Below are 24,786 nucleotides of genomic sequence, written 5' to 3' on the forward strand. Positions count from 1 at the left end.
GGCGCGCGCGGCAGGGCTGACGCCGGGCGCTCACCGCCGGCGCTCCTTCAGCAGGGCGCGGGCCGACCAGATGGCCGTGCCCCCGAAGAAGGCGCCGCCAAGCGCGACGATCTCGACCCAGGCCGGCCCCGCGGGCCGGAGCACCGCCGCCACCCCGAGCAAGGCGAGACCGGCCAGCGAGGCGACGAGGCGGAATTTCAGCTCGCCGCGGCCGGGACCGAAACGGGTCATGCCGTGCGCCCCGCGCGATATGCCCGCGCCGCGCCCATCAGCCCTGCAGCGCCGCCCACATCTCCTTGTCGCGGGCGGCGGTCCAGATGCGCGGCGTCTCGATGCCGCGCGCCTCGTCGTAGGCGCGGGCGACGTTGAAGGGCAGGCAGTGCTCGTAGATCGCGTAGTCGGCGAACTTCGGGTCGCATTCGGCGCGCACCGCGTCCCAGGCCTCTTTCAGAGTGCCGCCGCGCGCCGCGACCTTCGCGGCGGGGCGATAGGTGCTTTCCACGAAGTCGCGGGTGTTCTCGATCGCGGTGTTCACCATCTCGCGGCCCATCAGCGCATTGCCGCGCCCGGGTGCGATGGCGTCCACGTCGAACCACCTGATCGCGTCGAGCGTGTCGCCCCAGTCGGCGAAATACCCGTCGCCGCAGTAGCAGGCCGAGTGATATTCCACGATGTCGCCGGTGAACATGACGTTCTGGTCGGGCACATGCACCACGATGTCGCCCGCCGTGTGCGCGCGGCCGAGGTGCATCAGGTCCACGCGGCGGTTGCCGAGATAGACGGTCATCCGGTCGTTGAAGGTGGTGTTGGGCCAGGTCAGGCCGGGGATCGATTCATGCCCCTGGAAGAGCCGCGGGAACCGCTCGAACTCGCTTTCCCAGTCTTCCTGCCCGCGCTCGGCGACCATGCCGCGCGCCATCTCCGACATGATGACCGTCTGCGCGCCGTAGGCCGAGGCGCCCAGCACGCGCACCGCGTGGTAATGCGTCATCACCAAGTGGGTGATCGGCTTGTCGGTGACCTCGCGCACCTTCTCGATCACCTTGTGCGCAAGGCGCGGGGTCGCCTGCGCCTCGACGATCATCACCGAGTCGTCGCCGATGATGACGCCCGAGTTCGGGTCGCCCTCGGCGGTGAAGGCCCAGAGGCCCTCGCCGATCTCGGTGAAGCTGATCTCTTTTTCTGCCATGTCGCCCTGGCTGGCGAAGGCCTTGCTCATGTCGTCGCTCCGTCTGTGCTGTCGGCCGGGGCGCGGGCCCGGCGTCCTCGTGTCGATGGGCGCGCAGGCGCGCGCAAACGGCGTGGCGTCAGCCTGCGTAAGGGTCCTCCAGCGCGGGCAGCAGCGTGCCTTCGCATGCGCCGAACCCGATCGTGTAGCCGTCGCCGTGCGCGGCGCCGTGCAGCGTGAGCGTATCGCCGTCCTGAAGGAAGCTGCGGGTCTCGCCGCCCTGCAGCTTCACAGGCTCCTTGCCGCCCCAGCTGAGTTCCAGAAGCGAGCCGCGTTCGTGCTTCTCCACGCCTGAGATGGTGCCCGAGCCCAGCAGATCGCCCACCCGCATGGGGCAGCCGGCGGTGGTGTGGTGCGCCAGTTGCTGCGCGGAGGAATAATACATCTCGCGGTAATTGGTGCGCGCGATCTCGGTCGCCGCCGCCCCCTCGGGCGCAAGCGTCACCGAGAGGTCGAGATCGTAGAGCATCGGCCCCGCGTCGCGCAGATGCGGCAGGAGCTCCACCTCGCGTGCGGGCGTCGGCACGCGGAAGGGCTCGAGCGCCGCCTTCGTCACGATCCAAGGGCTGATCGAGGTCGCGGTCGCCTTGGCCTGGAAGGGGCCGAGCGGCTGGTATTCCCAGGCCTGGATGTCGCGGGCCGACCAGTCGTTCAGCAGCACGTAGCCGAAGATCATCGCGTCGGCCTCTTCCACCGTCACCGGCCCGTCCGAGGGCTGGCCCACGATGGCGCCCATCTCGAGCTCAAGGTCGAAGCGGGCCGAGGGCGCGAAGCGCGGGGCGTCGTCGTTCGGCCCCTTGAGCTGGCCCCAGGGCCGGCGCACCGGCGTGCCGGAGACCACGACCGACGAGGCGCGCCCGTTGTAGCCGATGGGAATGTGCAGCCAGTTCGGCGGCAGCGCGTTCTCGGCGCCGCGGAACATGGTGCCGACATTCGTCGCGTGGTGCTTGCCGGCGTAGAAATCCGTGAACTCGGCCAAGCGGAACGGCAGGTGCATCCGCGCCTCCGCCTGCGGGACGAGGAAGCCCTCGACCGCCGCCTGCGCGGGCGATCCCTCGGCCAGGAGGTCCGTGAGCTGCGCGCGCAGATGGCCCCAGGTGCCGGGCCCGGCCTCCATCAGCGCGTTCCACGCGGGCGCATCGAAGTAGGGCCCGCCCGGGAGGGCGATCTGCCCGGCGGCCTCGGCGCGCGCCACGTCGAGGATCATGTCCCCGATGGCGACGCCGCACCGCGGGCCGAGCGCATCGGTGGAAAAGACGCCGTAGGGCAGGTTGTCGAGCGGAAAGGGGTGGTCGGCGGCGTTGGCCGAACCGACCCAGCTCTTCGTCAGGGGCATCGCATGTCCTTCGTCCTGTCGTCGCGGGCGCGCCGCGTCACCGCGGCGCGCAAGGCTTTTGCAAAAGCCTTGGCCAAGGGCCTTGCAAGGCCCTTGGCCGCGCGTCACTTCGCGCCGGGCGTCCCGTCGAACTTCTTCTCGAGATCGGCCCAGCAGTCGATGTAGTCGTCCTGCATCGGCGCCTCCTCGGCCGCGAAGGGCGTGAGGTGCTGCGGGAAGCGCGTCTCGAACATGAAGGACATCGTCGCGTCGAGCTTCTCCGGCCCGAGGTCGGCGTTCGACGCGCCCTCGAAGGCCTGCCGGTCCGGCCCGTGCGGCAGCATGCAGTTGTGCAGGCTCATGCCGCCGGGCACGAAGCCCTGCGGCTTGGCGTCGTACTGCCCGTAGATGTTGCCCATCAGCTCGGACATGATGTTCTTGTGATACCACGGCGGGCGGAAGGTGTCCTCGGCCACGAGCCAGCGCTCGCGGAAGAGCACGAAGTCGATGTTCGCCGTCCCCGGCACGCCCGAGGGCGCGGTCAGCACGGTGAAGATCGACGGGTCCGGGTGGTCGAAGAGGATCGCGCCCACCGGGCAATAGGCCGTCAGGTCGTATTTGCAGGGCGCGTAGTTGCCGTGCCAGGCCACCACGTCGAGCGGGGACTGCCCGATCTCGGTGCGGTGGAACTGTCCGCACCACTTCACGGTCAGCGTCGAGGGCACCTCGCGGTCCTCGAAGGCGGCGACCGGCGTCTTGAAGTCGCGCGGGTTGGCGAGCGCGTTGGCGCCGATCGGCCCGCGCGCCGGCAGCTCGAACTTCTGCCCGTAGTTCTCGCAGACGAAGCCGCGGGCCGGGCCCTCCAGCAGCTCTACGCGATAGACGAGCCCGCGCGGGAGAAGCGCGATCTCCTGCGGCGCGAGGTCGATGACCCCGAGCTCGGTGGCGAACCTGAGCCGCCCCTCCTGCGGGACGACGAGAAGCTCGGAATCGGCCGAGTAGAAGTAGTCGTCCTCCATCGACTGCGTGACGAGGTAGATGTGGCTCGCCATGCCGGTCTGCGTGTTCACGTCGCCGGCGGTCGTCATCGTGCGCATGCCCGTGAGCCAGGTCAGCGGCGCCTCGGTATGCGGCACCGGATCCCAGCGGTACTGCCCGAGGCTCGCCACCTCCGGGTCGATGAAGGGCGCCGATTTCCAGTAGGGCAGGTCGATCCGCGTGTAGCGGGTCGAGTGCTTGACCGAGGGTCGGATGCGGTAGGTCCAGGTCCGCTCCGGCGGGTGCTTGGTGAAGGCACTGCCCGAGAGCTGCTCGCCGTAGAGGCCGTAGTTGCACTTCTGCGGCGAGTTCATCCCCTGCGGCAGCGCGCCCGGCAGCGCCTCGGTCTCGAAGTCGTTGCCGAAGCCGGGCATGTAGCCCTCCTGCGTGCCGACGGGCGTGGCGGCCGAGATCAGGCCCGATGGGTCGGTCTGACGGTTCATGGTCGCGCTCCTTCTCCCGGAATTCGGTTGCGTCGCTAACAGTTGATTTTGTAACCAACAAGGGAGGAGGCTCGGCCGTGGACGAAAAAGACGACTTCGACCTGCAGGAATTCCTGCCCTACCTGCTGAACCAGGCGGCCGAGGAGTCGAGCCTCGCGTTCCAGCAGATCTACAAGCGCCGCTACGGGATGCTTCGGACGGAGTGGCGCGTGCTCTTCCACCTCGGCATCTACGGCGCGCTCACCGCCGGCGAGATCGGCGCGCGCGCCCGCATCCACAAGACGAAGGTGAGCCGCGCGGTCGCGCGTCTGGAGGCGCGGCGTTTCCTCACCCGGACCACCGATACCGCGGACCGGCGGCGCGAGACGCTGCGCCTGACCGCGCAGGGCGAGGCCGCCTACCGCGACCTGCGGGCCGTGGCGCGGGACTACGACGCGCGGCTGGTGGCGGAGTTCCCTGCGGAGGAGGCGGCGCTCCTGCGCCGGATGCTGCGTCGGCTCGCCACCTCCGAGGAGGCGCGCGACACGGCCTGAGGCGCGCCCCGGATATCGGTGCATGCGGCGCCGGCGCTGGCTCGCCCTGCGTCAGGTCAGCGGCAGGGCTCCGGCCCCCGCGCTCCGGCACGGCGCGAGGCTTTCCAGCCCCGGGCGGAGCGCCGCCGCCACCGTGGCGCGCAGCCGCTGCGCCGTCGCGGCGAGCGGCAGGCCCCCGCGATGGCCGACGAGAACCGGCGTGCCGGGGAATGCGCGGCGCAACCCGGCCGACAGGTCGGCGAGCGGACCTTCGGAGACCCCGGAGAGCAGATGGCTCCCCGACAGCACCAGCGGCGTGCCGGGGCAGCGGCGTGCCGCGCCCTCGATCTGTGACGGGCGGCTGTCGAGCATCAGGCTGACTGCCCATCCGGTGGCGCGCAGCACGTCGGCCTTGATCACCGCGCCGAGGAAATGGGGGTTGCCCGGCTGGTTCGCCACGATCGCATGGGCCATCGGGCGAACCGGGTCGGGCGCGGGCCGTGCCTGCCAGAGCAGCGCCTGGAACCGGCCGAGCGCGAGTGTCGCGTCCGTCATGCTCCAGCGGTCGGCCATCCAGCCGTCGCCGAGCGCCTGCGCCACGGCCTCGTAACAGGCGGCACGTCCGGCCGCCGTCGCCATGAAGGGGCGCAGGGCATGGGCGAGCGCGCCGTCGTCCTCGGGCGCGGCCAGCGCCGCCGCGACCGCCGCGGCCTGCGAGGCGGTGAGTTCCGGCGTCTTGCGCAGCGCGTCGCGCGCGGCCGCGGGAGAGGCCAGCGCGCCGGCCCAGTCCTCGGTCGCCAGCGCCGGCGCCACCCGGCCGAGCGCGATCGCCTGCGGCGCCAGCGCGGCGTCCTGCACGCCCTGGAAAAGCTGCATGTGCCAGCCGACGAAGGCACGCGCGTCGGTCATCACGTCCTCTGTGACGGTCAGCCGCTTGTGACGCGCGTCGCGGCGCAGCGCGTCGAGCAGGGCCTCGATCGCCGCGGGCGATCCCTCGATCCACTGCCGGTAGCGGTCTCCGGAGGAGACGAGCGCGCCGGTGATCGAACTCGCGGCGTTGCGTGCCGCGGCATCTTCGACGAGGTCGGCGATCTCGTCGGAGTCGAGCCGGCGTGTCGCGTCGCTGCGATAACTCACACGCCGGATCGGCTCTCCGCTGGCGCTGCCCGCGCGTTCCATCACCGTTTTCCCCTCGCTCTCGGGCCGCGGCGGGTCCGGGCCCTCCTCACCGGTTCCGCTCCGGTCCGGCGTTTCGCCCGTTTGGCAGCGGTTATGTCAGTATGATTTGACATAAGAAAATGTCGAGAGAAATTTACACGCGGGCTGTGGCTGGCGCTCAGATGTCCACCGTCACCCCGGGCAGATCAAGCGTCCTGAGCAGGTCGCGCAATTCCTGCCGGGCCGCGATGTTGGAGAGATTGAGCTGCCGCACGCCGATGTCGCGCAGATCGAGCAGCGTCAGCCCGCGCGGGAAGAGCTCGCGGAAGATCACCCGCTCGTGGAAACCCGGCCCGATGCGGAAGCCGATGCGCTGTGCGAGACGCTCGAGCGCGCGCTCCATCTTCTTCTTGTTGACCATCGCCTGCGCGCCGAGCCGGTTGCGCAGGACGATCCAGTCGAGCGGCTTCAACCCGGCCTGCGCGCGCAGCTGCCGCGCGCTCCAGACCATCTCGGAATAGACCGAGGGGCCGCGGATCGTCTCGCCGTCGCCGTCGATGCGGGCGAGCAGGTCGAAATCCACGAAGCTGTCGTTGAGCGGCGTGACAAGCGTGTCGGCATAGGTATGCGCGACCTGAGACAGCCGGGTATGCGAGCCGGGGCAGTCGATCACCACGAAGTCCATCCCGTCCTCGGCGAAGCGGGCGACGACGGCGGAGAGCCGGTGATCCATCGGGTTCTCGCCATCGGGCAGGCGCGAGGCGTCGATCTCGGGCAGCTCGCGGTAAACGGGGCCGGGCAGGGTGATGCCCGCCTGCGCGAGATACTGCGCCCGGTTCGCCGTGTAGCGGCCGAGGCTCTGTTGCCGCAGGTCGAGATCCAGCGCGCCGACGGCATGTCCCATCCGCGCCAGCGCCGTGGCGAGATGCATCGAGACGGTGGACTTCCCCGCGCCGCCCTTCTCGTTGCCGACGACGATGATATGCGCCATGCCGCTCCCCTTTTGACCGGCCGCGTGGCGCGACCCGGCGGTGGGGATACTACATGTAGAGAGGTAGACAAGGGGCAGCCGCATGTCCCGGAAGGCTGCCGGATCGGGCCGCCGCCGCGCGGGCAGGCGAGAGGGGCGGGCGCCGGCACGGCGCCCGCCGGGCCGGGCTCAGAAGCCGAGCCCTTCGTATTTCTTCTTGAACTTCGACACGCGACCGCCGGTGTCCATCAGGCGGGTGCCGCCGCCGGTCCAGGCGGGGTGCACCGACGGATCCACTTCGAGCGTCATCGTCTGGCCTTCCGAGCCCCATGTGGAGCGCATCTGCACGGTCTCGCCGTTGACGAGCTTGACGTCGATCATGTGATAGTCGGGATGAATGTCCTTTTTCATCGCGGCATTCCTTAAAGCTGGGCGCTCTTGGGCTTGGGGGCGCGGTAGTTGGTCTGCTCGGCGATGCGGGCAGACTTGCCGCGGCGCGAGCGCAGGTAATAGAGCTTCGCCCGGCGCACCTTGCCGCGGCGCACGACGGTGATGTGTTCCACGTTCGTCGAGTAGAGCGGGAAGATCCGCTCGACACCCTCGCCGAAGGAAATCTTGCGCACCGTGAAGGTGCCGGCGATGCCGTCGCCGTTCTTGCGGCTGATGCAGACGCCCTCGAAGTTCTGCACGCGGGTGCGCGTGCCCTCGGTCACCTTGTAGCCGACGCGCACGGTGTCGCCGGCCTTGAAGTCGGGAATCTCCTTCCCGAGCGAGGCGATCTGTTCCGCCTCCAGTTCCGCGATCAGGTCCATCCGATCCACTCCTCGTGTCGCTCGCGGTTTGCCCGCGAAGATGTATCCGCCCCAGAGCTCTGGTCCTCGATCGGGTCCGCCGCGGCGCCCGCCAGAGAATTCGGTCGCGTTGCTTCGTCTGTCGTGTCGTTTCCGTCTGCCTGTCGTCGCCGTCCGCCGATCGTGGCCCACCCCGCGCCGAGGGAGCGCTGGCAGAAAACCCCACGGGTCCGCTCGGCCGACAGGCCCCGGACGCGCCGCGTATACTGGCCGGCCGCGCCGCGATCAAGCCCTCTCTCAACCCGCCTCCCCCGGCTCGCGCGGCAGAAGGTCGGGCCGGCGCGCGCGCGTCAGCCGCTCCGCCTCCGCCCGGCGCCAGCGCGCGATCTCGGCGTGGTTGCCCGAGAGCAGAACGTCCGGGATGCGCCGGCCCTGCCACTCCGCCGGGCGGGTGTACTGTGGATGCTCGAGGCGCCCGTCGGAGAAGCTCTCCTCCTCCACCGAGGCCGCGTTGCCGAGAACGCCGGGCAGGAGCCGCACCGTCGCGTCGAGCATCGCCTGCGCCGCGATCTCGCCGCCCGTCAGGACGAAGTCGCCGAGCGAGACCTCCTCGATGCCGTAGTGGTCGAGCGCGCGCTGGTCGATGCCCTCGAAACGCCCGCAGATGAGCGTCACGCCGGGCCGCCGCGCCCAGTCGCGCGCCGTGGCCTGCCGGAAGGGCGCGCCGCGCGGGCTCATGGCGACGAGCGGCATGGCCGGGTCCGCGCCGCGCCGCGCCGCCTCGACCGCGCGGCCCAGCACGTCGGCGCGCAGGACCATCCCCGCGCCGCCCCCCGCGGGCGTGTCGTCGACGTTGCGGTGCTTGCCCTCGCCGAAGGCGCGCAGGTCGGTCACCTGAAGCTGCCAGATCCGCTCGCGCAGCGCGCGCCCGGTCAGGCTCTCGCCGAGCACGCCGGGAAAGGCGCCGGGAAAGAGCGTGATCACCTGCGCCGTCCAGACCCCGGCGAGTTCCGGCGCCTCGGGCATCAGCGCCTGCGGCGCGGCGACAGGGCGGATGGCCTTGCGGCCGTGCGAGCGGGAGGGGGGATCGGCGGGCATGGCCGGTCTCTATCCGCTCGCGCCGGGACGGGGAAGGGTCAGGCCACCGCGACGATGCCGAGCGCCAGCAGTAGCAGCATGACGAGCGCGACCACGATGAGGATCTTCGCCCCGGTGAGCGCCACACCGGAAAGCCGGCCGAAGCCCAGAAGCGCCGCGACCGCGGCAATGGCGAGCAGGATGAGAATCCATTCGATCATCGGCGCCTCCCTCGCGCGGCCAGGGTCATGCGGCGCGCGGAAAACGCCCCGGTGCCCGGCGCGTTCCCTCAGTCCTCGGGAAAAACGCCGGGCGGCGGGTCGGCCACGATGCGGCCCGCCGCGAGGTCGACCGTCGGGACGGCATCGCGCGTGAAGGGCAGGAGCGCCGTCTGCCGGAGCCCGGGCGCGTGAATCTCCAGAAGATCGCCCGCGCCGTGGTCGTGCACCGCGCGTACCCGGCCGAGCGGCGCGCCGCCGGTGTCGAAGACCTCCAGCCCGATCAGATCGGCATGGTAGAACTCGTCCTCGGGCAGATCGGGAAGGACCGCGCGGGGCACGTAAAGCCGCGTGCCCCTGAGCGCCTCCGCCGCCTCGCGCGTGGGCACGCCGGACAGGCGCGCGGTGAGCGCGCCCTTGGTCTGTCCGGTCAGCGTGACCTCGAAACCGCGCGCGCCATCCTCGGTCGACAGGGGGCCGTAGGCGGCGATATCCTCGGGCTCGGCGGTGAAGCTCTTGAGCCGCACCTCTCCGCGCACGCCGAAGGCGCCCGCGATCGCGCCGAGGCACACGCGTTCGGTCATGCCCGGCCGCACCCGGGCCGGCCGGAGAATTTTCGTACGAAAATTCTCCGGCGAATCGCGCGGCTCATGCGAATTTTCGTACGAAAATTCGCACATCCGCTTCCGTCGGCCGCACCGGGGCCGCGCATGGTCAGCCCTCGGCGTCCGCGCCTTCGGCGGCCTTGGCGGCGCGTGCCTCGGCGCGCTCCTGCGCCTTCTTGCCGGGCTGGCCCTTGTTCGGGTTGTCGCGCGTCGTCTTCGTCACGACGCCCGCGGCCTCGAGCATGCGGCGCACGCGATCGGTGGGCTGCGCGCCATGGTCGAGCCATGCCTGCACGCGCTCGAGGTCCATCTTCACCCGGGTCTCGCTGTCCTTGGGCAGGAGCGGGTTGTAGGTGCCGAGCTTCTCGAGGAAGCGGCCGTCGCGCGGCATGCGCGAATCGGTGGCGACGATGCTGTAGAAGGGCCGCTTCTTGGAGCCGCCGCGGGCGAGCCGGATCTTCATGGCCATGGATAGTCTCCTTTCGTGTGGGTGGGGGCGCCTCGCCCCGGGTCAGGCCTGATGGCGTTCGTGGTGCTTGATGACTTCCCGGATGATGAAATTCAGGACAGCCTTGGCGAAATCGGGGTCGAGATCGGCGGCGCGCGCCAGATCCTCGAGCCGGGCGATCTGGTCCGCCTCGCGGGCGGGGTCGGAGGGGGGCAGGGCGTGATCGGCCTTGAGCCGGCCCACCGCCTGCGTGTGCTTGAAGCGCTCGCCGAGGGTATAGACGAGGATCGCGTCGAGACGGTCGATCGATTCCCGGTGCTCCTTCAGGAGATCGGCGGCGCGGGCGGCGGAGTCGCTCATGCAGGGGCCTCTTCTCTCCGCCCGAAGATCGGGCCGGCATGGGACTGAAGCTCGAGCTCGATCGCGTCGGCGATCTGGCTGTTTCTCAGCGTCTCGGGCGCGGGGTGGCGGTAGACGACGTCGGTGCCGTCCACGCTGGGCGCCTCCGGGTCGCGCCGGCAGCCAAGCCGCTCGGCAAGGCGGATCGAGTCGTAGTTGCGCGGGTCGAGGTAGCTGACCGCGCCGGACCAGCCCTTGTCCTCATAAAAATGGGCACGCGCGGCATGCGTGGCCTCGAGCGCGATGCCGCGCCCGGCGACCTCGGGCCAGATCACCCAGGCGATCTCGCGCTCGGGCCACTTCGCGGGCTGCCAGCCGCCGGCCATGCCGCAGGTGGCGCCGGTTTCGCGGTCGTGGATCATCCACATGCCGAAGCCGCGGATCTGCCAGTGGCCGATCTCGGCGGCGTAGAGCATCCAGGCCTCGTAGTCGTTGAGCGGCCCGCCCATGAAGCGCGCGCGGTAGGAGGTGAAGGTCGCCTTGAACTTGGGATAGTCCCCGGGCTCGGGCGCCGAGAGGATCAGCCGCCGGGTCTCGATCGTGGGGATGGCGGTCATGCGTAGGCCTCCATCCCGCCGTCGGAGACTTCCTCGGGTGCGGGGTGGCGCCAGACCTGCATCTCGCCGTGGCGCTGGTGCGCGAAGGTGCCGTCGAGCGTGGCGCCGAGGCGGCGGCAGACGGCGGCGGAGGCGGTGTTGGCGGGCTTGACGAGGCTCACCGCCGTGTCCCAGCCGAGCACGTCGTAGGCGTACTCGCGCGCGGCACGGCCGGCCTCGGTGGCGTAGCCGCGGCCCTCGAAGCCCTCGAAGAGGTCCCAGCCGATCTCCGGCTCGGGCCAGCCCTCGGGGCAGAAGAGGCCGACCATGCCGGCGGTGGCACCGCTTTCGCGCTCCTCCACCATCCAGCGGCCGTAGCCGCGGATCTGCCAGTGCCCGATCTCCATCGCCAGCATCCGCCACGCGCCCTCGGCGTCGAGCGGCCCGCCGACGAAGCGCGCGCGGTCGGAGGCGTAGAAGGCCGTGAAGGGCGGGACATCGCGCGCCTCGGGCGCGCGGAGCGTCAGCCGCGGGGTCGTGAGCGTCGGGATCGGGGTCATGCCGCCACGGCCTCCGGCGCCGGGTGGCGGTAGACGAGCACCTCCGCCGGGTCATCGTCCCAGCCCTCGCCCACGGGCAGCGCAGCCTGCGCATCGATCACGCAGCCCAGCCGCTCTGCGAGCGCGCGGGAGGGCGCGTTCGCCGCGTCGATGTAGCTGACCGCGGTCGTCCAGCCGAGGTCGTCATAGGCGTGCCGGCGCAGGCGCTCGGCCGCCTCGCGGGCGTAGCCCTTCCCCTCCGCCGAGGCGTGCCAGAGGCTCCAGCCCAGTTCGCGCTCCGCCCAGCCATGGGGATACCATGGGCCAACGGACCCGATCAGCGCTCCGCTCGCCTTGTCTTCCAGCACGAACTGGCCGTAGCCGCGCAGCACCCAGTGCCCGACAGCCTGTCCGAAGACGCGCCAAGCCTGCTCAGGGGAATACGGGCCGCCCAGGTACCGCGCGCGCTCCGACGTGAGGAAGGCGCAGGCGGTCTCGGTGTCCCGCGCCCCGGGCGCGCGCAGGATCAGCCGCTCGGTCTCGAGGCGGGGGGTATCGGCGAGGGCGACGGTCACTTCTTGCGCCCGAAGCCCGAGAGGCCCGAGGGTAGCTGCATGCCGCCCTTTCCACCGAGGCCGCCCATCTGCTGCGCGGCCTGCTGCAGCGCCTTCTCGTCCATGCCCGCGCCGGGAGCGCCGCCCTTGCCGCCGCCCATCATGCCGAGCGCCTGCTTGAGCGCGCCGCGCCCGCCCTTCTTGCCGAGCTTCTTCATCATGTCCGACATCTGCCGGTGCTGCTTGATCAGCTTGTTCAATTCGCTCACCTCCAGCCCCGCGCCGGCGGCGATGCGTTTCTTGCGGCTGGCCTGAAGGATCTGCGGGTTGGCGCGCTCCTTCTTCGTCATGGAGTTGATGAGCGCGATCTGGCGCTTGAGCACGGTGTCGTCCATGCCGGCCTCGGCCATCTGGCCCTTCATCTTGCCCATGCCGGGCATCATGCCCATGAGCCCCTCCATGCCGCCCATCTTGAGCATCTGCTCGAGCTGGGACTTGAGGTCGTTCATGTTGAACTGACCCTTCTGGAGGCGCTTGAGCATGCGCTCGGCCTGTTCGGCCTCGAGCGTCTCCTGCGCCTTCTCGACGAGGGCGACGATGTCGCCCATGCCGAGGATGCGGCCCGCGATGCGCTCGGGGTCGAACTCCTCGAGCGCGTCCACCTTCTCGCCGGTGCCGACGAAGCGGATGGGCTTGCCGGTGACCGCGCGCATCGACAGCGCCGCGCCGCCGCGCCCGTCGCCGTCCATCCGGGTGAGGGCGACGCCCGAGACGCCGATCTTGTCGTCGAACTCCTCCGCGACCTCGACGGCGACCTGACCGGTGAGCCCGTCCACCACCAGCAGCGTCTCGCGCGGCTGGACCACGTCGCGCACATCCGCCGCCTGCGCGATCAGCTCCTGATCGATGTGCAGCCGGCCCGCGGTGTCGAGGAAATAGACGTCGTAGCCGCCGAGGCTCGCCTGCGTCTTCGCGCGCTTGGCGATCTGCACGGGCGTCTCGCCCTTGACGATGGGGAGCGTGTCGACCCCCACCTGCGTGCCGAGGATCTGCAACTGCTCCATGGCCGCGGGGCGGTTCACGTCGAGCGAGGCCATAAGGACCTTCTTGCCATCGCGCTCGGTCAGGCGCTTGGCGATCTTGGCCGTCGTCGTCGTCTTGCCCGAGCCCTGCAGGCCCACCATCAGGATCGGCGCGGGCGGGCTGTCGATCTTCAACTCGCCCGGATCGCCCTCGCCGCGGAGCATCTCCACGAGCTCGTCGTGGACGATCTTGACCACCTGCTGACCCGGCGTGACCGATTTCGTCACCGCCTGGCCCGTGGCCTTTCCCTCGACGTCCTTGACGAACTTGCGCACCACCGGCAGCGCGACGTCGGCTTCGAGCAGCGCGACGCGCACCTCGCGCAGCGCCGTCTTGACGTCCTCTTCCGAGAGCGCGCCCTGCTTGGTCAGCCGGTCGAAGACGCCGGAGAGACGCTCGGACAGGTTTTCGAACATGGCCCTCTGCTTCCTCCAGCGGTCGTTGCATGCGTCCCGAAGATGGGAACGCGACGGCCCGAATGCCACCGACCCCCGCGGGCGAAACCTCGCTGACGGGGGGCGATCCCGGTGCACGGCCCGGGACCGGAAGGCACGGGCGCTTCCGGATATCGGGTGGCCTTTAGGCGCGGGAGCGCGCGGAGTCAAGCGGCGGCCGTGCCGCCGCCGCACCCAGCGCAGCCAGCCGACCGAGCGGTCAGACCCCGGCCCCTCGCCGGCGGGGTGGGAGCCGCCCGCCTCAAGGCGCTCCCGCTTGCAGGGTACCGCGCGATCTGGTCTCCTCCCTGCAGGTTTTGTTCACCAGCGCACAGGCGGACCATGGACAACTGGGACGAGATCCGCACGGCCTATCACGTCGCGCGCGCCGGCACGGTGAGCGGCGCGGCAGAGGCGCTGGGCGTCCACCATGCCACGGTGATCCGGCATGTCGACGCGCTCGAGGCGCGGCTCGGCGTCAAGCTCTTCCAGCGGCACGCGCGCGGCTACACGCCCACCGAGGCGGGGCAGGACCTTCTGCGCGTGGCGCAGACCACCGACGATCAATTCGCCCAGCTGGCAAGCCGCATCCGCGGGCGCGGCAACGACGTCTCGGGCGAGCTCACGGTCACGTCGCTCGCCATGTTCGCGCCGCGGCTCGCGCCCGTGCTCGCGGCCTTCCAGCGTGACCATCCGCGCGTGATCCTGCGTTACATGACCGGCACGCGGCTCTTCCGGCTGGAGTATGGCGAGGCGCATGTCGCCGTGCGCGCCGGCCCGCCGCCGCAGGAGCCCGACAACGTCGTGCAGCCGTTCTTCCACATGCGCGCCGGGCTCTATGCGGCGCGATCCTACGTCGAGGCGCACGGCCTGCCCGAGGGGCTCGACGCGCTCGAGGGGCACCGCTTCGTGGGCCCGGACGACGAAACCCCGCGCGCACCCACCGAGCGCTGGCTTCGCGAGCGGCTCGCGCCCGACCAGATCGCCTTCCGCAGCCCCGACCCCCGCGCGCAGGAGGACGCGGTGCTCGCCGGTGCGGGCATCGGCTTCCTGCCGCCCTGGACCGCGGCGGCGCATCCCGCCCTTGTCGAGGTCGCCCCCCCGCGCGACGTGTGGAGCTCGCCCATCTGGCTCGTCACCCATGTCGATCTGCACCGGAGTTCCAAGGTGCAGGCGCTCCTCGCGGCGCTGAAGGCCGCGGCGGCGGACTGGGACGTGGCGTGAGCGCGGGGGCGCGCGGGCATCTCGCCATGCTGCTCTTCTCGGCGCTGGTGGCGGGGTCCTTCTCGCTCGGCGCGATGGTGGCGAACGAGATCGCGCCGGCGGCCATCAATGCCGCGCGCTTCGCCATCGCCGCGGCGGTGATCGGGGCGGTGGTCGCGGCCACGGGGCGTTTCGACCGGCGCGCGCTCGCGGCGCCCTGGCGCTACCTGGTGCTCGGCGGGCTTTTCGCGGCCTACTTCGTGCTCATGTTCGAAGGGCTGAAGACCGCGCCGCCCGTCGCCGCCTCGGCGGTCTTCACCCTGACACCGGTTATGGCGGCGGGCGTGGGCTGGCTTCTGCTGCGACAGGTGACGACGCCGCGCATGGCCGCGGCGCTGGCGATCGGGGCGGCGGGCGCGCTCTGGGTGATCTTCCGCGCGGATCTCTCGGCGCTCGTCGCGCTGGAGGTCGGGCGGGGCGAGGCGGTCTATTTCGTCGGCTGCGTCGCGCATGCCGTCTACACCCCGATGGTCCGCAAGCTGAACCGCGGCGAGCCGGCGGTGCTCTTCACCTTCGGCACGCTGGTCGCCGGGACCGTGGTGCTGACCGCTTACGGCTGGTCCGACATCCGCGCGACGGACTGGGCCGGCCTGCGCCCGCTCGTCTGGATCGCGCTTCTCTACGTGGCGCTCTTCGCCTCCGCAGCGACCTTCGTGCTGTTGCAATACGCGACGCTCCGGCTGCCCTCGGCCAAGGTCATGGCCTACACCTATCTCACGCCGTCCTGGGTGCTCGTCTGGGAACTGGCGCTGGGCCACGGCGGGCCGCGGCCGCTCGTCCTCGCCGGGCTGGGGCTGACGGTGGCGGCGCTGCTCCTTCTGCTCAAGAACGAGGAGACGGCGACCGGATAGGACCGGTGCTGCCTTCCCCGTCACGTGGTCCCGCTTCCGTCCGTCGGGGGGACAGGGCGCTGCGCCGTCGTGGCTATGGGTCGCCCTCGGGCGGCAAACCCATGTCGGCCGCGACGAGGCGCTCAAGCGCGTCGAGGTCGAGGTGGTCGAACTGTCCGAAGCTCTGCATCCAGACGCTCGCGGCGCGCAGCGCGTCCGGTTCCAGCTTGCACCAGGTGACGCGGCCGCGGCGCTCGCGCGTGATCAGCCCGGCGCGCGCAAGCAGTCCGAGGTGCTTGGAGATCGCGGCGAGCGACATCTCGAAGGGCTCCGCGACATCGGTCACGGCCATGTCGTCCTCGAGCAGCATGGCGAGGATCGCCCGGCGCGTCGGGTCGGCGAGAGCGGCGAAAACCGTGTCGAGATCGTCGGACATCGACCGCATAAGCCGTGCCCGGCGGGCGCGCGTCAAGCGCGGCGGCACGGAAGCTCAACCGCGGGGTTGAATATGCCCGCGCGGCCGGTGTCGAGGCTTCGCCGGGCCGCGTCTCAAGGAAGTACTACAAAATCAGTGGGTTGCCGCCGCCGCGCTTCGCCTTGACTCGGGCCGCGCTGCGCCGTAGCACCCTGCCAACGATCCGCGAGGCGAAGGTGCCCGATCCCGACGAACAGCGGCGCATGGCCGAGTTCGAGCAGCGGCTGGCCGCTGCCAAGGAGGCGCAGGCGCCGAAGCCCCGCGGGGACGAACACTACTCGCAGGCGCAGCTCGCCTGGCGGATGGTGATCGAGCTGGTGGCGGGCCTCGCCATCGGGTTCGGCATCGGCTTCGGGCTGGATTCCCTGCTGGGGACGATGCCTTTCCTGCTGGTGGTGTTCACATTGCTGGGCTTCGCCGCGGGCATCAAGACGATGCTGCGCAGCGCGCGCGAGGTCGAACAGGCGCAACAGGCCGCCGATGGCGGCGACGAGACGGACGAGGGGGACTAGGCCGTGGCGACGGAGACCGGAGAGGACAGCGGGCTCGTTTTCCACCCGATGGACCAGTTCATCGTGAAGCCGCTCTTCGGGGATGGCCCGGTGCACTGGTACACCATCACCAATGTCACGCTCTGGATGGCGCTCGGCGTGCTCGGCATCGCGGCGCTGCTGATCCTCGGCACCTCGCGCCGGGCGATCGTGCCCTCGCGCAGCCAGTCGGTGGGCGAGCTCGCCTACGGTTTCGTGCACAAGATGGTCGAGGACGTCGCCGGGAAGGACGCGCTCAAGTACTTCCCCTACATCATGACGCTCTTCATGTTCATCGTCTTCGCGAACTTCCTCGGGCTCATCCCCACGGCCTACACCACGACGAGTCACATCGCGGTGACGGCCGTGCTGGCGCTCGGCGTGTTCCTCGGGGTGACGATCCTCGGGTTCGTCAAGAACGGCACGAAGTTTCTCGGCCTCTTCTGGGTCACCGAGGCGCCGCTGGCGATCCGCCCGGTGCTCGCCCTGATCGAGCTCATTTCCTACTTCGTGCGGCCGGTGAGCCACTCCATCCGTCTCGCCGGCAACATGACCGCGGGGCACGCGGTGCTGAAGGTCTTCGCCGGCTTCGGCCAGGTGACGGCGATCGCGCCGCTCTCGATCCTCGCCGTGACGGCGATCTACGGCCTCGAGGTGCTCGTCGCCTTCATCCAGGCCTACGTCTTCACGATCCTGACCTGCGTCTATCTCAAGGACGCGCTGCATCCCAGTCACTGAGCGCGGGCCGCGACGCGGCCGCGCCACCGTCATCGACAGCTTCCAACCGTAAGGAGACAGTGCAATGGAAGGCGATATCGCAAACCTCGGCCAGTTCATCGGTGCGGGCCTCGCGGGCATGGGCGCCGGCGTGGCGGCGCTCGGGGTCGGCAACGTGGCCGGCAACTACCTCGCGGGCGCGCTCCGCAACCCCTCGGCCGCGGCGAGCCAGACGGCGACGCTCTTCATCGGCATCGCCTTCGCCGAAGCGCTGGGCATCTTCTCCTTCCTCGTCGCCCTGCTGCTGATGTTCGCCGTCTGAGGACGACACGCATCATCCTTGCGGGCGGGGCGCGCGCGGTCTGACCGGCGCGCGCCCCGGATGGTCTGACCGGCCCGGCGGGCCGGTGCGGCTGGCAACTCACGGAGGCGCCGATGGCGACAGAGACCCAAGGTTCCGCTTCGACCTGCGTCGGGCCGGACGGCAGCGCGATCGGTCTGCCGCAGCTCTGCCTCGACTGGTTCCCGAACCAGATCTTCTGGCTGATCGTCACGCTCGTCGTGATCTACCTGCTGCTCACGCGCATGGCGCTGCCGCGCATCGCCGGCGTGCTCGCCGAGCGGGCCGGCACGATCAGCAACGATCTCGCCGCGGCGGAGGACCTGAAGGCCAAGGCCGCCGAGGCCGAGAAGACCTACGAGAAAGCGCTCGCCGACGCGCGTGCCGAGGCGCAGAAGATCCTTGCCGCGGCGAAGGCCGAGATGCAGCAGGACGTCGCTGCGGCGATGGAGCGCGCCGACGCCGAGATCGCGAAGAAGACCGAGGAGTCGCAAAAGGCGATCGCCGAAATCCGCGCCGGCGCCGTCGAGAGCGTGCGCGAGGTCGCGCGCGACACCACGGGGGCCGTGCTGCAGGAACTGGACACCGAGGCCGACCAGGCCGAGATCGACCGGGCCGTCGACGCCCGCATGGAGGCCTGAGCGATGCGCATCCTGACAGCTCTCACCCTCGCGCTGGCGATGGCGAGCCCGGCGCATGCCGCGAAGGGACCGTTCTTCTCGCTGGCCAATACCGACTTCATCGTCCTTCTGGGCTTCCTCGTCTTCGTGGGCATCCTCGTCTACTTCAAGGTGCCGGGTAAGATCACCGAGATGCTCGACCGCCGGACGGAGAGCATCCAGTCCGAGCTCGACGAGGCGCGCGGGCTGCGCGAAGAGGCGCAGAGCCTGCTCGCCTCCTATGAGCGCAAGACCCGCGAGGCGCGCGAACAGGCCGACCGCATCGTCGAGCACGCCAAGGAAGAGGCGCGTCTCTCGGCGGAGCAGTCGAAGGCGGACCTGCAGGAGTCCATCGCGCGCCGCGTCAAGGCCGCCGAGGAGCGCATCGCGCAGGCAGAGGCCGCCGCGGTGCGCGAGGTGCGCGAGCGTGCCGCCGAGGTGGCCGTCGCCGCGGCGCGGGACGTTCTGACCGCGCGGATGACGGCGGAGCGGAGCGACGCCCTCGTCGACAATGCCATCGCCCAGGTGGACAAGCACCTTCACTGACGGCTGTGCGCGCAACGCGGAGCCCCGGCCGGCCGCCGGGGCTTTTCGCGTTTGCTGCAGGGTCAGAACAGGGCCGCGACGAGCCACGGGGCGAGGAGCGCGGTGAGCATCGCGTTGAGCCCCATGCCGAGCCCCGAGAAGGCGCCGGCCGTCGCGTCCACCTGAAACGCGCGGGCGGTGCCGATGCCGTGCGCCGCGACCCCGGCGGCGAAACCCCGCGCGCGCCAGTCGCGGATGCCGAGCGCGTTCATCAGCGGCGTGACCGTCACCGCGCCGATGATGCCCGTCAGGATCACCAGCGCCGCGGTCAGCGTCGGCAGACCGCCGAGGGTCTCGGCGATTCCGATGGCCACCGGCGCGGTCGTGGACTTGGGCGCGAGCGACAGAAGCGTCGCGCCCTCGACGCCGAGCGCCTGCGCGATCGCGAGCGCCGAGAGGATCGCCGTGACCGACCCCGCGATCAGTGCGCCCAGCATCGGGACCACCAGCCCCCGCAACCGCGGCAGCGCCGCGTGCAGCGGCACCGCCAGCGCCACGGTCGCCGGGCCGAGCATGAAGTGCACGAACTGCGCGCCTTCGAAGTAGTCGGCATAGGGCGTGCCCGTCGCCTGCAGGAGCCCCGCGAGCAGGAGCATCGCGATCAGCACCGGATTGGCGAGCGGCGCGCGCCCCGTCGCCCGCGAGATGCCGTCGCCCGCCAGATAGGCCAGCAGCGTGACCGTCAGCCAGAGGAGCGGCTCGCGCGCGAGATAGCTCCAGATGTCGATGACCTCGGGGCTCATGCGCTCGCCCCCAGAAGCCGGCGCAGCCCGACGAAGACGCCGGCCGTGACGGCGAGCGTGATTACCGTGCTGCCCAGAAGCGCGGCGAGGAGCGCGGGGCCTTCGCTGCCCAGCCGGTCGAGATGCGCCACCACGCCCACCCCCGCCGGCACGAAGAGAAGCGAGAGATGCGCGAGGAGCCCGTTCGCCGCGGGCGCCACGCGCGCCGTGAGCGCTGGGCGGAGCACGAGCGCCCCGAGCAGGAGCGCAAGGCCCAGAACCGGCCCCGGCACCGGCGCGTCGAGCGCGCGCGCCGTGACTTCTCCGATCAGCTGGCAGACCAGCAGAATGGCGATATTGACGATCATGCCTGTCCCTCCGTGTCGCAGGGCGATGCGACCACGACCGCGCCCGAAAGAAAAGGAGCGCGCCCGGCGGGGCGCGCTCCGAACCGGTGCGAGGGGCAGGCTGCGCTCACTCGGCCGGCACGGCCGCGGCCTCGGTCGGGGTGAAGTGCTGGCGGTTGAGCCGCAGCACGAGGGCCACCGCCACCGCCTGGAACGCGAGTGCCACCGCGGTCAGCACCCAGAAGGCGAGGGAGAACTTGTCCACGACCCCGGCGTCGACGAGGCCCTTGTTGATGAAGAAGTGCCCCATCACCGAGAGCGCCACCGCCGGGCAGACCAGCGCGTAGGAGCCGGGCGAGGTCTTCGTGCCGATCACGAAGTCGTCGAAGTAGCGCTGGCGCAGCAGGACGAGCATGCCGAGCCCGAGGAAGACGAGTTGCACCGTCAGGATCCGGGCGAGCATCACCAGCGTCTCGCCGCCGTTGCCTGCCGCGTCGAAGGTGGCGTGCAGGCCGTGCTCCTGCCGCATCAGCATGATGCCGAGGACGGTCATGATCGGGACGACGACCATCAGCGTCGGGCCGGCCTCGCGCGCGGTGCCGTACTGCAGCATCGAGTTGAAGGCGGTGATCGACGCGATCACGGCATAGACCGCTGCCGTCACGCCGAAGAAGGTCGAGAGCACGAGGCTCGTGCCCACGGTGACCGGCGTCACGCTCATCGCCGCCGGCGCGGCGAAGCCCACGGCGACCATCGAGAGCGCGAAGGCCGGCAGGAGCTGTGCGAAGGAGTTGTGCGCGGTCACGTCGAAGACGCCGCCCTCGGCGAGCACGCGGCCGAGGAAATCCGCGAGCAACCGGAAGGCGAGCACGCCGATCAGCAGGAAGGCCACCATCGCGGCGGGGAAGAGATACTCGACGATCGTCCACAGCTGCGGCACGAAGACGAGGCCGACCACGAAGCCCACGTTCACCGTCATGGCGAGCGCGAGCGGCATGGCGAGCAGCGTCGATTCGGCGTTGGAATTGCGCAGCTTGGTGTAGGCCTCCGTGCGCTTGAAGGCCGAATAGGCGCGCAGGTTCCAGATCAGCGACTTCACGTTCAGGACGGCGAAGACCGCGATGCCGGCCACGGCGACCGCGATCGCGATCTGCATCGGCAGGCCGCCGGTGGCGAAGGCGCCGGCGATGTCCTCGAACACCGGCACCGCCTGATCCGGGTGCGGCACCCAGAACATCAGGTACATGAAGAACGACACGGCCACGCCGCCCGCGCCGAGCGAGGCGAGGAAGTAGAGCGGCGAGTAGGTGTCGGCGGGTTTTCTGACAAGCTCCGTCATCGGTGACGTCCTTTCGCATTCCGACTTTGGAATGTTTATATACATGCCGAAACTGGAATGTAAAGTCCGGATCTCCGTCCGCGCCTGAACGAAATGTTAACCCTGCGGCAGGATCCTCCCCCTGATGTGCCGCACACCTGCCTTTCTCGCCGTGTCGATGCTGCTCGCCGCCTGCGACACGGCCGGCCGCGGCTACATGGGGCTCCCGCCCGTCCGGGCGGAGGCCGGGGGGCATGTCTTCGATATCCGCCAGCGTGGCGACGCGGCCGAGGCGGTGCGCCGCAACGCCGCATGGCTGCCCCCCTTCGACGAGGTCGCGCGCGCGGCAGAGGCCGCGATCGAGCGGGTCACCGGCTGCGACGCGACCGAGGTGCGTGGCGATCCCTCGCTGCTGCGCGCCGATCTCGACTGCCCGGAGTGATCCGCGTCAGTCGAGCGGCTTTTCCATGAAGACGCTGGAGGCATTCGCGGCGTAGTCGCCGAAGGGCCCGCACCGGACGAAGCCTTCCGCCTCGTAGAGCGCGATCGCCTCGGCCAGCGTGTCGCCGGTTTCCAGCCGCAGGCAGGGCAGATCGAGATGCCGCGCCTCGAGCTCCAGCCGCGCGAGGATGCGCCGCGCGACGCCCTGCCCGCGTGCGAAGGGGACGACGTACATCGCCTTTACCTCTCCGTAGCCCTGCCGCTGCGCCAGCGCGCCGCAGCCGAGCGCGGTGTCGTACTCGCGCGCCACGAAGAAGCGGATGTCGGGTGCGCGCAGGCCCTCCGGCGTGAGGAAGTGATTCTCCTCCGGCGGAAAAAGCGCGCGCATCGTCGACTGCGCGGCCTCGATCAAGGCGCGGTTCTCCGGCTCGCGCGGGTCGCCCGGTTCCACGATGATGCCCATGCCGCCCTCCTGCATCCCGATATCCCCCGGTGTCGCCCGCGTCGCCCCGTCCGTCAAGCGGCCAGCGATATCTTGTGGATGGATGCCCTCAGTCACCCCATATCCTGCGGCCTTCGATTGACAGCATCGCGCCCGCGCCCCAGTCTCGCGCCTGTAGCGGAATCAGGGAACCGGCCGTGCGCTTCAGCCGCCTGCGACTTTCGGGCTTCAAGAGCTTCGTCGATCCGACGGAACTCGTCATCGGCGACGGGCTGACCGGCGTCGTGGGCCCGAACGGCTGCGGCAAGTCCAACCTGCTGGAGGCGCTGCGCTGGGTCATGGGCGAGACGCGGCCGAAGGCGATGCGCGGCGGCGGCATGGAGGACGTGATCTTCGCGGGCACCGCGCGCCGCCCGGCGAAAAGCTTCGCGGAGGTCGCGCTCACCCTCGACAATTCCGAGCGGCTCGCGCCCGCGGGCTTCAACGACGACGACGTGCTGGAAATCACCCGCCGCATCACGCGCGACGTGGGCTCGGCCTACAAGGTGGGCGGCAAGGACGTGCGCGCGCGCGACGTGCAGATGCTCTTCGCCGATGCCTCCACCGGTGCGCATTCCCCCGCGCTCGTCCGGCAGGGCCAGATCGCGGAGCTCATCAACGCCAAGCCCGCCGCGCGGCGCCGCATCCTGGAGGAGGCCGCCGGCATCTCGGGCCTCTACCAGCGCCGGCACGAGGCGGAGCTGAAGCTCAAGGGCACCGAATCGAACCTCGCCCGCGTCGAGGACGTGATTGACCAGCTCGCCCAGCAACTCGGGCAGCTCGCGCGGCAGGCGAAGCAGGCGGCGCGCTACCGCGAGATCGCGGAAGCGCTGCGCCGGGCGGAGGGGAGCCTGCTCTTCGTGCGCTGGCGCGAGGCCGACACCGCGCGCGCCGCGGCCGGGGCCGCGCTGCGCGAGGCGCGCGCCGCCACCGCCGCCGCCGAGCGTGGCGCGCGCGAGGCGACGGAGGCGCGGGAGGCCGCCGACGCCGCTCTGCCACCCCTGCGCGAGGAAGAGGCGATCGCCGCCGCCGTCCTCCAGCGCCAGGAGGTCGAGCGCGCCACCCTCGCGCAGGAGGAGGACCGCGCGCGCGAGACGATCCGCGCGCTCGACGCGCGCCTCGCGCAACTCGGCCGCGACCGCGACCGCGAGGCACAGCTCACCGGCGACGCGGGCGAGACCATCCGCGCGCTGGAGGCCGAGGCCGAGGAGCTCGCCACCGCGGGCGAGGGGCACGAGGCCCGCGTCGCCGAGGCCGCCGCGGCGGCCGAGGCGGCGGCCGCGACGCTCGCCACCCGCGAGGAGGAGCTCGACGCCGCGAACGAGGCCGCCGCCCGCCTCGCCGCGCGCCATCAGGCCGCCGAGCGACAGGTAGAGGACGCGCGCAAGACGCTCGAGCGCAACGAGGGCGAGGCCGCGCGCGCCCGCCGCGAAGCCGAGGACTACGCCGCCCGCCTCGCGCGGGCCGACGCCGACCTCGCCGCCGCGCGCGAGACCGCGAGCGCCGCCGAGGCGGCCGCCGCCCGGGCCGAGGAGGCCCTGCAGGCGGCCGACGCGGCCCGGGGCACTGCGCAGGCCGAGGAGGCCGAGGCGCGCGCCGACCGCTCCGCTGCCGAGGGCGAGGCCAGTGCGCTGGAGGCCGAGCACGCCGCGCTTGCCCGCGTGGTGGAGCGCGACACCGATGCGTCCGGCGCGATCATCGACCGGCTGCAGGTCGAAGAGGGCTTCGAGGCGGCGCTCGGCGCGGCGCTTTCCGAGGATCTGCGCGCGCCCGAACTCGCGCCCGAACCCGCGCCCGACGGCGCATCCGGCTGGCGTGCGCTGCCGCCCTACGATGCGGCCCCGCCGCTGCCGGAGGGCGCCGCGCCGCTCGCCGGACATGTCGGCGCGCCCGAGGCGCTCGCGCGGCGGTTGGGTCAGATCGGCGTCGTCGATCCGGAGGCCGGCGCGGCCCTGCAGCCCGCGCTCCGCCCCGGCCAGCGCCTTGTCAGCCGGGCGGGCGATCTCTGGCGCTGGGACGGGTTCACCGCGCGGGCGGGCGACGCGCAGAGCGCCGCGGCGCTGCGCCTGCAGCAACTCAACCGGCTCGAGGCGCTCGGCGCCGAGATTGCGCGCGCCCGCGCCCGCGCCGGGACCGCGCAGGCCGCGCATGACGCCTGTGCCGCGCGGCTTCAGGCGCTGACGCAGGCCGACGCCGAGGCGCGCACCGCCCGCCGCCGCGCCGACGCCGAACAGGCGGAGGCGGCGCGCGCGCTCAGCAAGGCGGAGGCCGAGCGCAACCTCGCCGAAGGGCGCCTCGAGAGCCTGCGCCTCGCGCAGACGCGCCACGACGAGGAGGCCGAGGCCGCCCGCACCCGCCTCAAGGAGGCCGAGGCCGCGCGCGACGCGCTCGACGACCCCGCGGAGGGCCGTGCCGAGGTGGAGAGGCTGCGCGAAGCGGTGGAGGCCGCGCGGGCCGAGACGACGGCCCGGCGCGGGGCACGCGACACGCTGGAGCGCGAGGGCGCGGCGCGGGAGGCGCGGGCGCAGGCGCTCGCCAGGGAGCTTGACGGCTGGCGCGGACGGCTTGCGACGGCCGATCAGCGCGCCGCGGAGCTCGCCGAGCGGATCGCCGCCGCCGAGGCCGAGCGCGCCGAGGCCGCCGGCCGGCCCGACGCGCTCGCCGCGCAGCGCGGGGAGCTCGCCGAGGCGATCCGGGTGGCGGAGGCGCGGCGCGACGCCGCCGCCGAGG

32 protein-coding genes are annotated in these 24,786 nt (G+C 71.3%); 10 read left to right on the forward strand and 22 right to left on the reverse strand.

The window, feature by feature from the left end:
- Positions 1–30 precede the first annotated feature (30 nt).
- From ACESL7_RS01115 to hmgA, 4 genes are all read right to left on the reverse strand, one after another.
- A complete protein-coding gene (locus tag ACESL7_RS01115) occupies positions 31–231 on the reverse strand; it encodes a hypothetical protein (RefSeq protein WP_372890575.1) in 201 nt (66 codons plus the stop codon).
- Between the two features lie 37 nt (positions 232–268).
- Complete coding sequence (locus ACESL7_RS01120) at positions 269–1,219, reverse strand: MBL fold metallo-hydrolase (protein WP_372890577.1); 951 nt, start codon at positions 1,217–1,219, stop codon at positions 269–271.
- Between the two features lie 88 nt (positions 1,220–1,307).
- The gene (gene fahA, locus ACESL7_RS01125) at positions 1,308–2,564 is read right to left on the reverse strand and encodes a fumarylacetoacetase (RefSeq protein ID WP_372890579.1); all 1,257 of its coding nucleotides are present in this window, start codon (positions 2,562–2,564) and stop codon (positions 1,308–1,310) included.
- A gap of 104 nt (positions 2,565–2,668) precedes the next feature.
- Positions 2,669–4,024 (reverse strand): homogentisate 1,2-dioxygenase, encoded by a 1,356-nt coding sequence (gene hmgA, locus ACESL7_RS01130; protein WP_372890581.1) that lies wholly within the window; start codon positions 4,022–4,024, stop codon positions 2,669–2,671.
- A 77-nt stretch (positions 4,025–4,101) separates the two neighbouring features.
- Here hmgA and ACESL7_RS01135 point away from each other — a divergent pair, with 77 nt between their 5' ends.
- Entirely contained in the window at positions 4,102–4,557 is a 456-nt protein-coding gene (locus ACESL7_RS01135) for a MarR family winged helix-turn-helix transcriptional regulator (protein WP_372890582.1), read from the forward strand.
- A gap of 51 nt (positions 4,558–4,608) precedes the next feature.
- On the opposite strand, the gene ACESL7_RS01140 is transcribed toward ACESL7_RS01135, so the two are convergent.
- From ACESL7_RS01140 to ffh, 13 genes are all read right to left on the reverse strand, one after another.
- Positions 4,609–5,715 carry a BLUF domain-containing protein gene (locus tag ACESL7_RS01140; RefSeq protein WP_372890584.1) on the reverse strand — a complete coding sequence of 369 codons (1,107 nt, stop codon included), beginning with the start codon at positions 5,713–5,715 and terminating at the stop codon, positions 4,609–4,611.
- A gap of 157 nt (positions 5,716–5,872) precedes the next feature.
- Positions 5,873–6,685: a division plane positioning ATPase MipZ gene (locus ACESL7_RS01145; protein WP_372890586.1), complete on the reverse strand. Its 813-nt coding sequence runs from the start codon at positions 6,683–6,685 to the stop codon at positions 5,873–5,875.
- Positions 6,686–6,853: 168 nt separating this feature from the next.
- Positions 6,854–7,075, reverse strand: coding sequence for a 50S ribosomal protein L31 (gene rpmE, locus ACESL7_RS01150; RefSeq protein ID WP_372890588.1), 222 nt, complete (start codon positions 7,073–7,075; stop codon positions 6,854–6,856).
- Positions 7,076–7,086: 11 nt separating this feature from the next.
- On the reverse strand, positions 7,087–7,476 hold the full coding sequence (rplS, locus tag ACESL7_RS01155; protein WP_372890590.1) for a 50S ribosomal protein L19: 390 nt from the start codon (positions 7,474–7,476) through the stop codon (positions 7,087–7,089).
- 276 nt (positions 7,477–7,752) lie between these two features.
- The gene (trmD, locus tag ACESL7_RS01160; protein WP_372890592.1) at positions 7,753–8,553 is read right to left on the reverse strand and encodes a tRNA (guanosine(37)-N1)-methyltransferase TrmD; all 801 of its coding nucleotides are present in this window, start codon (positions 8,551–8,553) and stop codon (positions 7,753–7,755) included.
- Between the two features lie 38 nt (positions 8,554–8,591).
- Complete coding sequence (locus tag ACESL7_RS01165; RefSeq protein ID WP_372890594.1) at positions 8,592–8,753, reverse strand: DUF1328 family protein; 162 nt, start codon at positions 8,751–8,753, stop codon at positions 8,592–8,594.
- A gap of 68 nt (positions 8,754–8,821) precedes the next feature.
- Positions 8,822–9,334 (reverse strand): ribosome maturation factor RimM, encoded by a 513-nt coding sequence (gene rimM, locus ACESL7_RS01170; protein WP_372890596.1) that lies wholly within the window; start codon positions 9,332–9,334, stop codon positions 8,822–8,824.
- Between the two features lie 130 nt (positions 9,335–9,464).
- Positions 9,465–9,824 carry a 30S ribosomal protein S16 gene (gene rpsP, locus ACESL7_RS01175; RefSeq protein WP_372890598.1) on the reverse strand — a complete coding sequence of 120 codons (360 nt, stop codon included), beginning with the start codon at positions 9,822–9,824 and terminating at the stop codon, positions 9,465–9,467.
- Positions 9,825–9,866: 42 nt separating this feature from the next.
- Positions 9,867–10,163: a chorismate mutase gene (locus ACESL7_RS01180; RefSeq protein ID WP_372890600.1), complete on the reverse strand. Its 297-nt coding sequence runs from the start codon at positions 10,161–10,163 to the stop codon at positions 9,867–9,869.
- Entirely contained in the window at positions 10,160–10,759 is a 600-nt protein-coding gene (locus ACESL7_RS01185) for a GNAT family N-acetyltransferase (protein WP_372890602.1), read from the reverse strand. Before ACESL7_RS01185 ends, ACESL7_RS01180 begins: the two co-directional genes overlap by 4 nt.
- A complete protein-coding gene (locus ACESL7_RS01190) occupies positions 10,756–11,298 on the reverse strand; it encodes a GNAT family N-acetyltransferase (protein WP_372890604.1) in 543 nt (180 codons plus the stop codon). Before ACESL7_RS01190 ends, ACESL7_RS01185 begins: the two co-directional genes overlap by 4 nt.
- Positions 11,295–11,852, reverse strand: coding sequence for a GNAT family N-acetyltransferase (locus ACESL7_RS01195; protein ID WP_372890607.1), 558 nt, complete (start codon positions 11,850–11,852; stop codon positions 11,295–11,297). Before ACESL7_RS01195 ends, ACESL7_RS01190 begins: the two co-directional genes overlap by 4 nt.
- Positions 11,849–13,330 (reverse strand): signal recognition particle protein, encoded by a 1,482-nt coding sequence (gene ffh / locus ACESL7_RS01200; protein WP_372890609.1) that lies wholly within the window; start codon positions 13,328–13,330, stop codon positions 11,849–11,851. Before ffh ends, ACESL7_RS01195 begins: the two co-directional genes overlap by 4 nt.
- A gap of 360 nt (positions 13,331–13,690) precedes the next feature.
- Between ffh and ACESL7_RS01205 the strand changes: the two genes are divergently transcribed.
- Both ACESL7_RS01205 and ACESL7_RS01210 read left to right on the forward strand, forming a co-directional pair.
- Positions 13,691–14,572 (forward strand): LysR family transcriptional regulator, encoded by an 882-nt coding sequence (locus ACESL7_RS01205; protein WP_372890613.1) that lies wholly within the window; start codon positions 13,691–13,693, stop codon positions 14,570–14,572.
- Positions 14,569–15,462 carry a DMT family transporter gene (locus tag ACESL7_RS01210; RefSeq protein WP_372890615.1) on the forward strand — a complete coding sequence of 298 codons (894 nt, stop codon included), beginning with the start codon at positions 14,569–14,571 and terminating at the stop codon, positions 15,460–15,462. Before ACESL7_RS01205 ends, ACESL7_RS01210 begins: the two co-directional genes overlap by 4 nt.
- Before the next feature lie 73 nt (positions 15,463–15,535).
- On the opposite strand, the gene ACESL7_RS01215 is transcribed toward ACESL7_RS01210, so the two are convergent.
- Positions 15,536–15,877 carry an ArsR/SmtB family transcription factor gene (locus tag ACESL7_RS01215; RefSeq protein WP_372890618.1) on the reverse strand — a complete coding sequence of 114 codons (342 nt, stop codon included), beginning with the start codon at positions 15,875–15,877 and terminating at the stop codon, positions 15,536–15,538.
- Positions 15,878–16,092: 215 nt separating this feature from the next.
- Here ACESL7_RS01215 and ACESL7_RS01220 point away from each other — a divergent pair, with 215 nt between their 5' ends.
- The 5 genes from ACESL7_RS01220 (at position 16,093) to ACESL7_RS01240 (ending at position 18,708) form a co-directional block, all read left to right on the forward strand.
- The gene (locus ACESL7_RS01220; RefSeq protein WP_372890620.1) at positions 16,093–16,428 is read left to right on the forward strand and encodes an AtpZ/AtpI family protein; all 336 of its coding nucleotides are present in this window, start codon (positions 16,093–16,095) and stop codon (positions 16,426–16,428) included.
- Positions 16,429–16,476: 48 nt separating this feature from the next.
- Positions 16,477–17,184 carry a F0F1 ATP synthase subunit A gene (locus ACESL7_RS01225; protein ID WP_372890641.1) on the forward strand — a complete coding sequence of 236 codons (708 nt, stop codon included), beginning with the start codon at positions 16,477–16,479 and terminating at the stop codon, positions 17,182–17,184.
- Positions 17,185–17,248: 64 nt separating this feature from the next.
- Entirely contained in the window at positions 17,249–17,485 is a 237-nt protein-coding gene (locus ACESL7_RS01230; protein WP_115981078.1) for a F0F1 ATP synthase subunit C, read from the forward strand.
- A 113-nt stretch (positions 17,486–17,598) separates the two neighbouring features.
- A complete protein-coding gene (locus ACESL7_RS01235; RefSeq protein WP_372890625.1) occupies positions 17,599–18,144 on the forward strand; it encodes a F0F1 ATP synthase subunit B' in 546 nt (181 codons plus the stop codon).
- 3 nt (positions 18,145–18,147) lie between these two features.
- The gene (locus tag ACESL7_RS01240) at positions 18,148–18,708 is read left to right on the forward strand and encodes a F0F1 ATP synthase subunit B (protein ID WP_372890629.1); all 561 of its coding nucleotides are present in this window, start codon (positions 18,148–18,150) and stop codon (positions 18,706–18,708) included.
- Between the two features lie 62 nt (positions 18,709–18,770).
- Here ACESL7_RS01240 and ACESL7_RS01245 read toward each other — a convergent pair whose 3' ends face one another.
- The 3 genes from ACESL7_RS01245 to ACESL7_RS01255 all read right to left on the reverse strand — a co-directional run bounded on the left by ACESL7_RS01245 (position 18,771) and on the right by ACESL7_RS01255 (position 21,155).
- Complete coding sequence (locus ACESL7_RS01245; protein WP_372890631.1) at positions 18,771–19,490, reverse strand: LrgB family protein; 720 nt, start codon at positions 19,488–19,490, stop codon at positions 18,771–18,773.
- Positions 19,487–19,837 (reverse strand): CidA/LrgA family protein, encoded by a 351-nt coding sequence (locus tag ACESL7_RS01250; protein ID WP_372890632.1) that lies wholly within the window; start codon positions 19,835–19,837, stop codon positions 19,487–19,489. Before ACESL7_RS01250 ends, ACESL7_RS01245 begins: the two co-directional genes overlap by 4 nt.
- Positions 19,838–19,943: 106 nt before the next feature.
- The gene (locus tag ACESL7_RS01255) at positions 19,944–21,155 is read right to left on the reverse strand and encodes a TsoY family (seleno)protein (protein ID WP_372890634.1); all 1,212 of its coding nucleotides are present in this window, start codon (positions 21,153–21,155) and stop codon (positions 19,944–19,946) included.
- Positions 21,156–21,279: 124 nt separating this feature from the next.
- On the opposite strand from ACESL7_RS01255, the gene ACESL7_RS01260 reads away from it, so the two are divergent.
- Entirely contained in the window at positions 21,280–21,576 is a 297-nt protein-coding gene (locus ACESL7_RS01260; protein ID WP_372890636.1) for a hypothetical protein, read from the forward strand.
- Between the two features lie 6 nt (positions 21,577–21,582).
- Here the strand turns inward: ACESL7_RS01260 and ACESL7_RS01265 are convergent, their stop codons facing one another.
- A complete protein-coding gene (locus ACESL7_RS01265; RefSeq protein ID WP_372890638.1) occupies positions 21,583–22,038 on the reverse strand; it encodes a GNAT family N-acetyltransferase in 456 nt (151 codons plus the stop codon).
- Positions 22,039–22,214: 176 nt separating this feature from the next.
- Here ACESL7_RS01265 and ACESL7_RS01270 point away from each other — a divergent pair.
- A partial coding sequence (locus ACESL7_RS01270) for an AAA family ATPase (protein ID WP_372890640.1) occupies positions 22,215–24,786 on the forward strand: 2,572 nt, incomplete at its 3' end.

The organism is Rhodosalinus sp. (assembly GCF_041685465.1).
Taxonomy (GTDB): domain Bacteria; phylum Pseudomonadota; class Alphaproteobacteria; order Rhodobacterales; family Rhodobacteraceae; genus Rhodosalinus.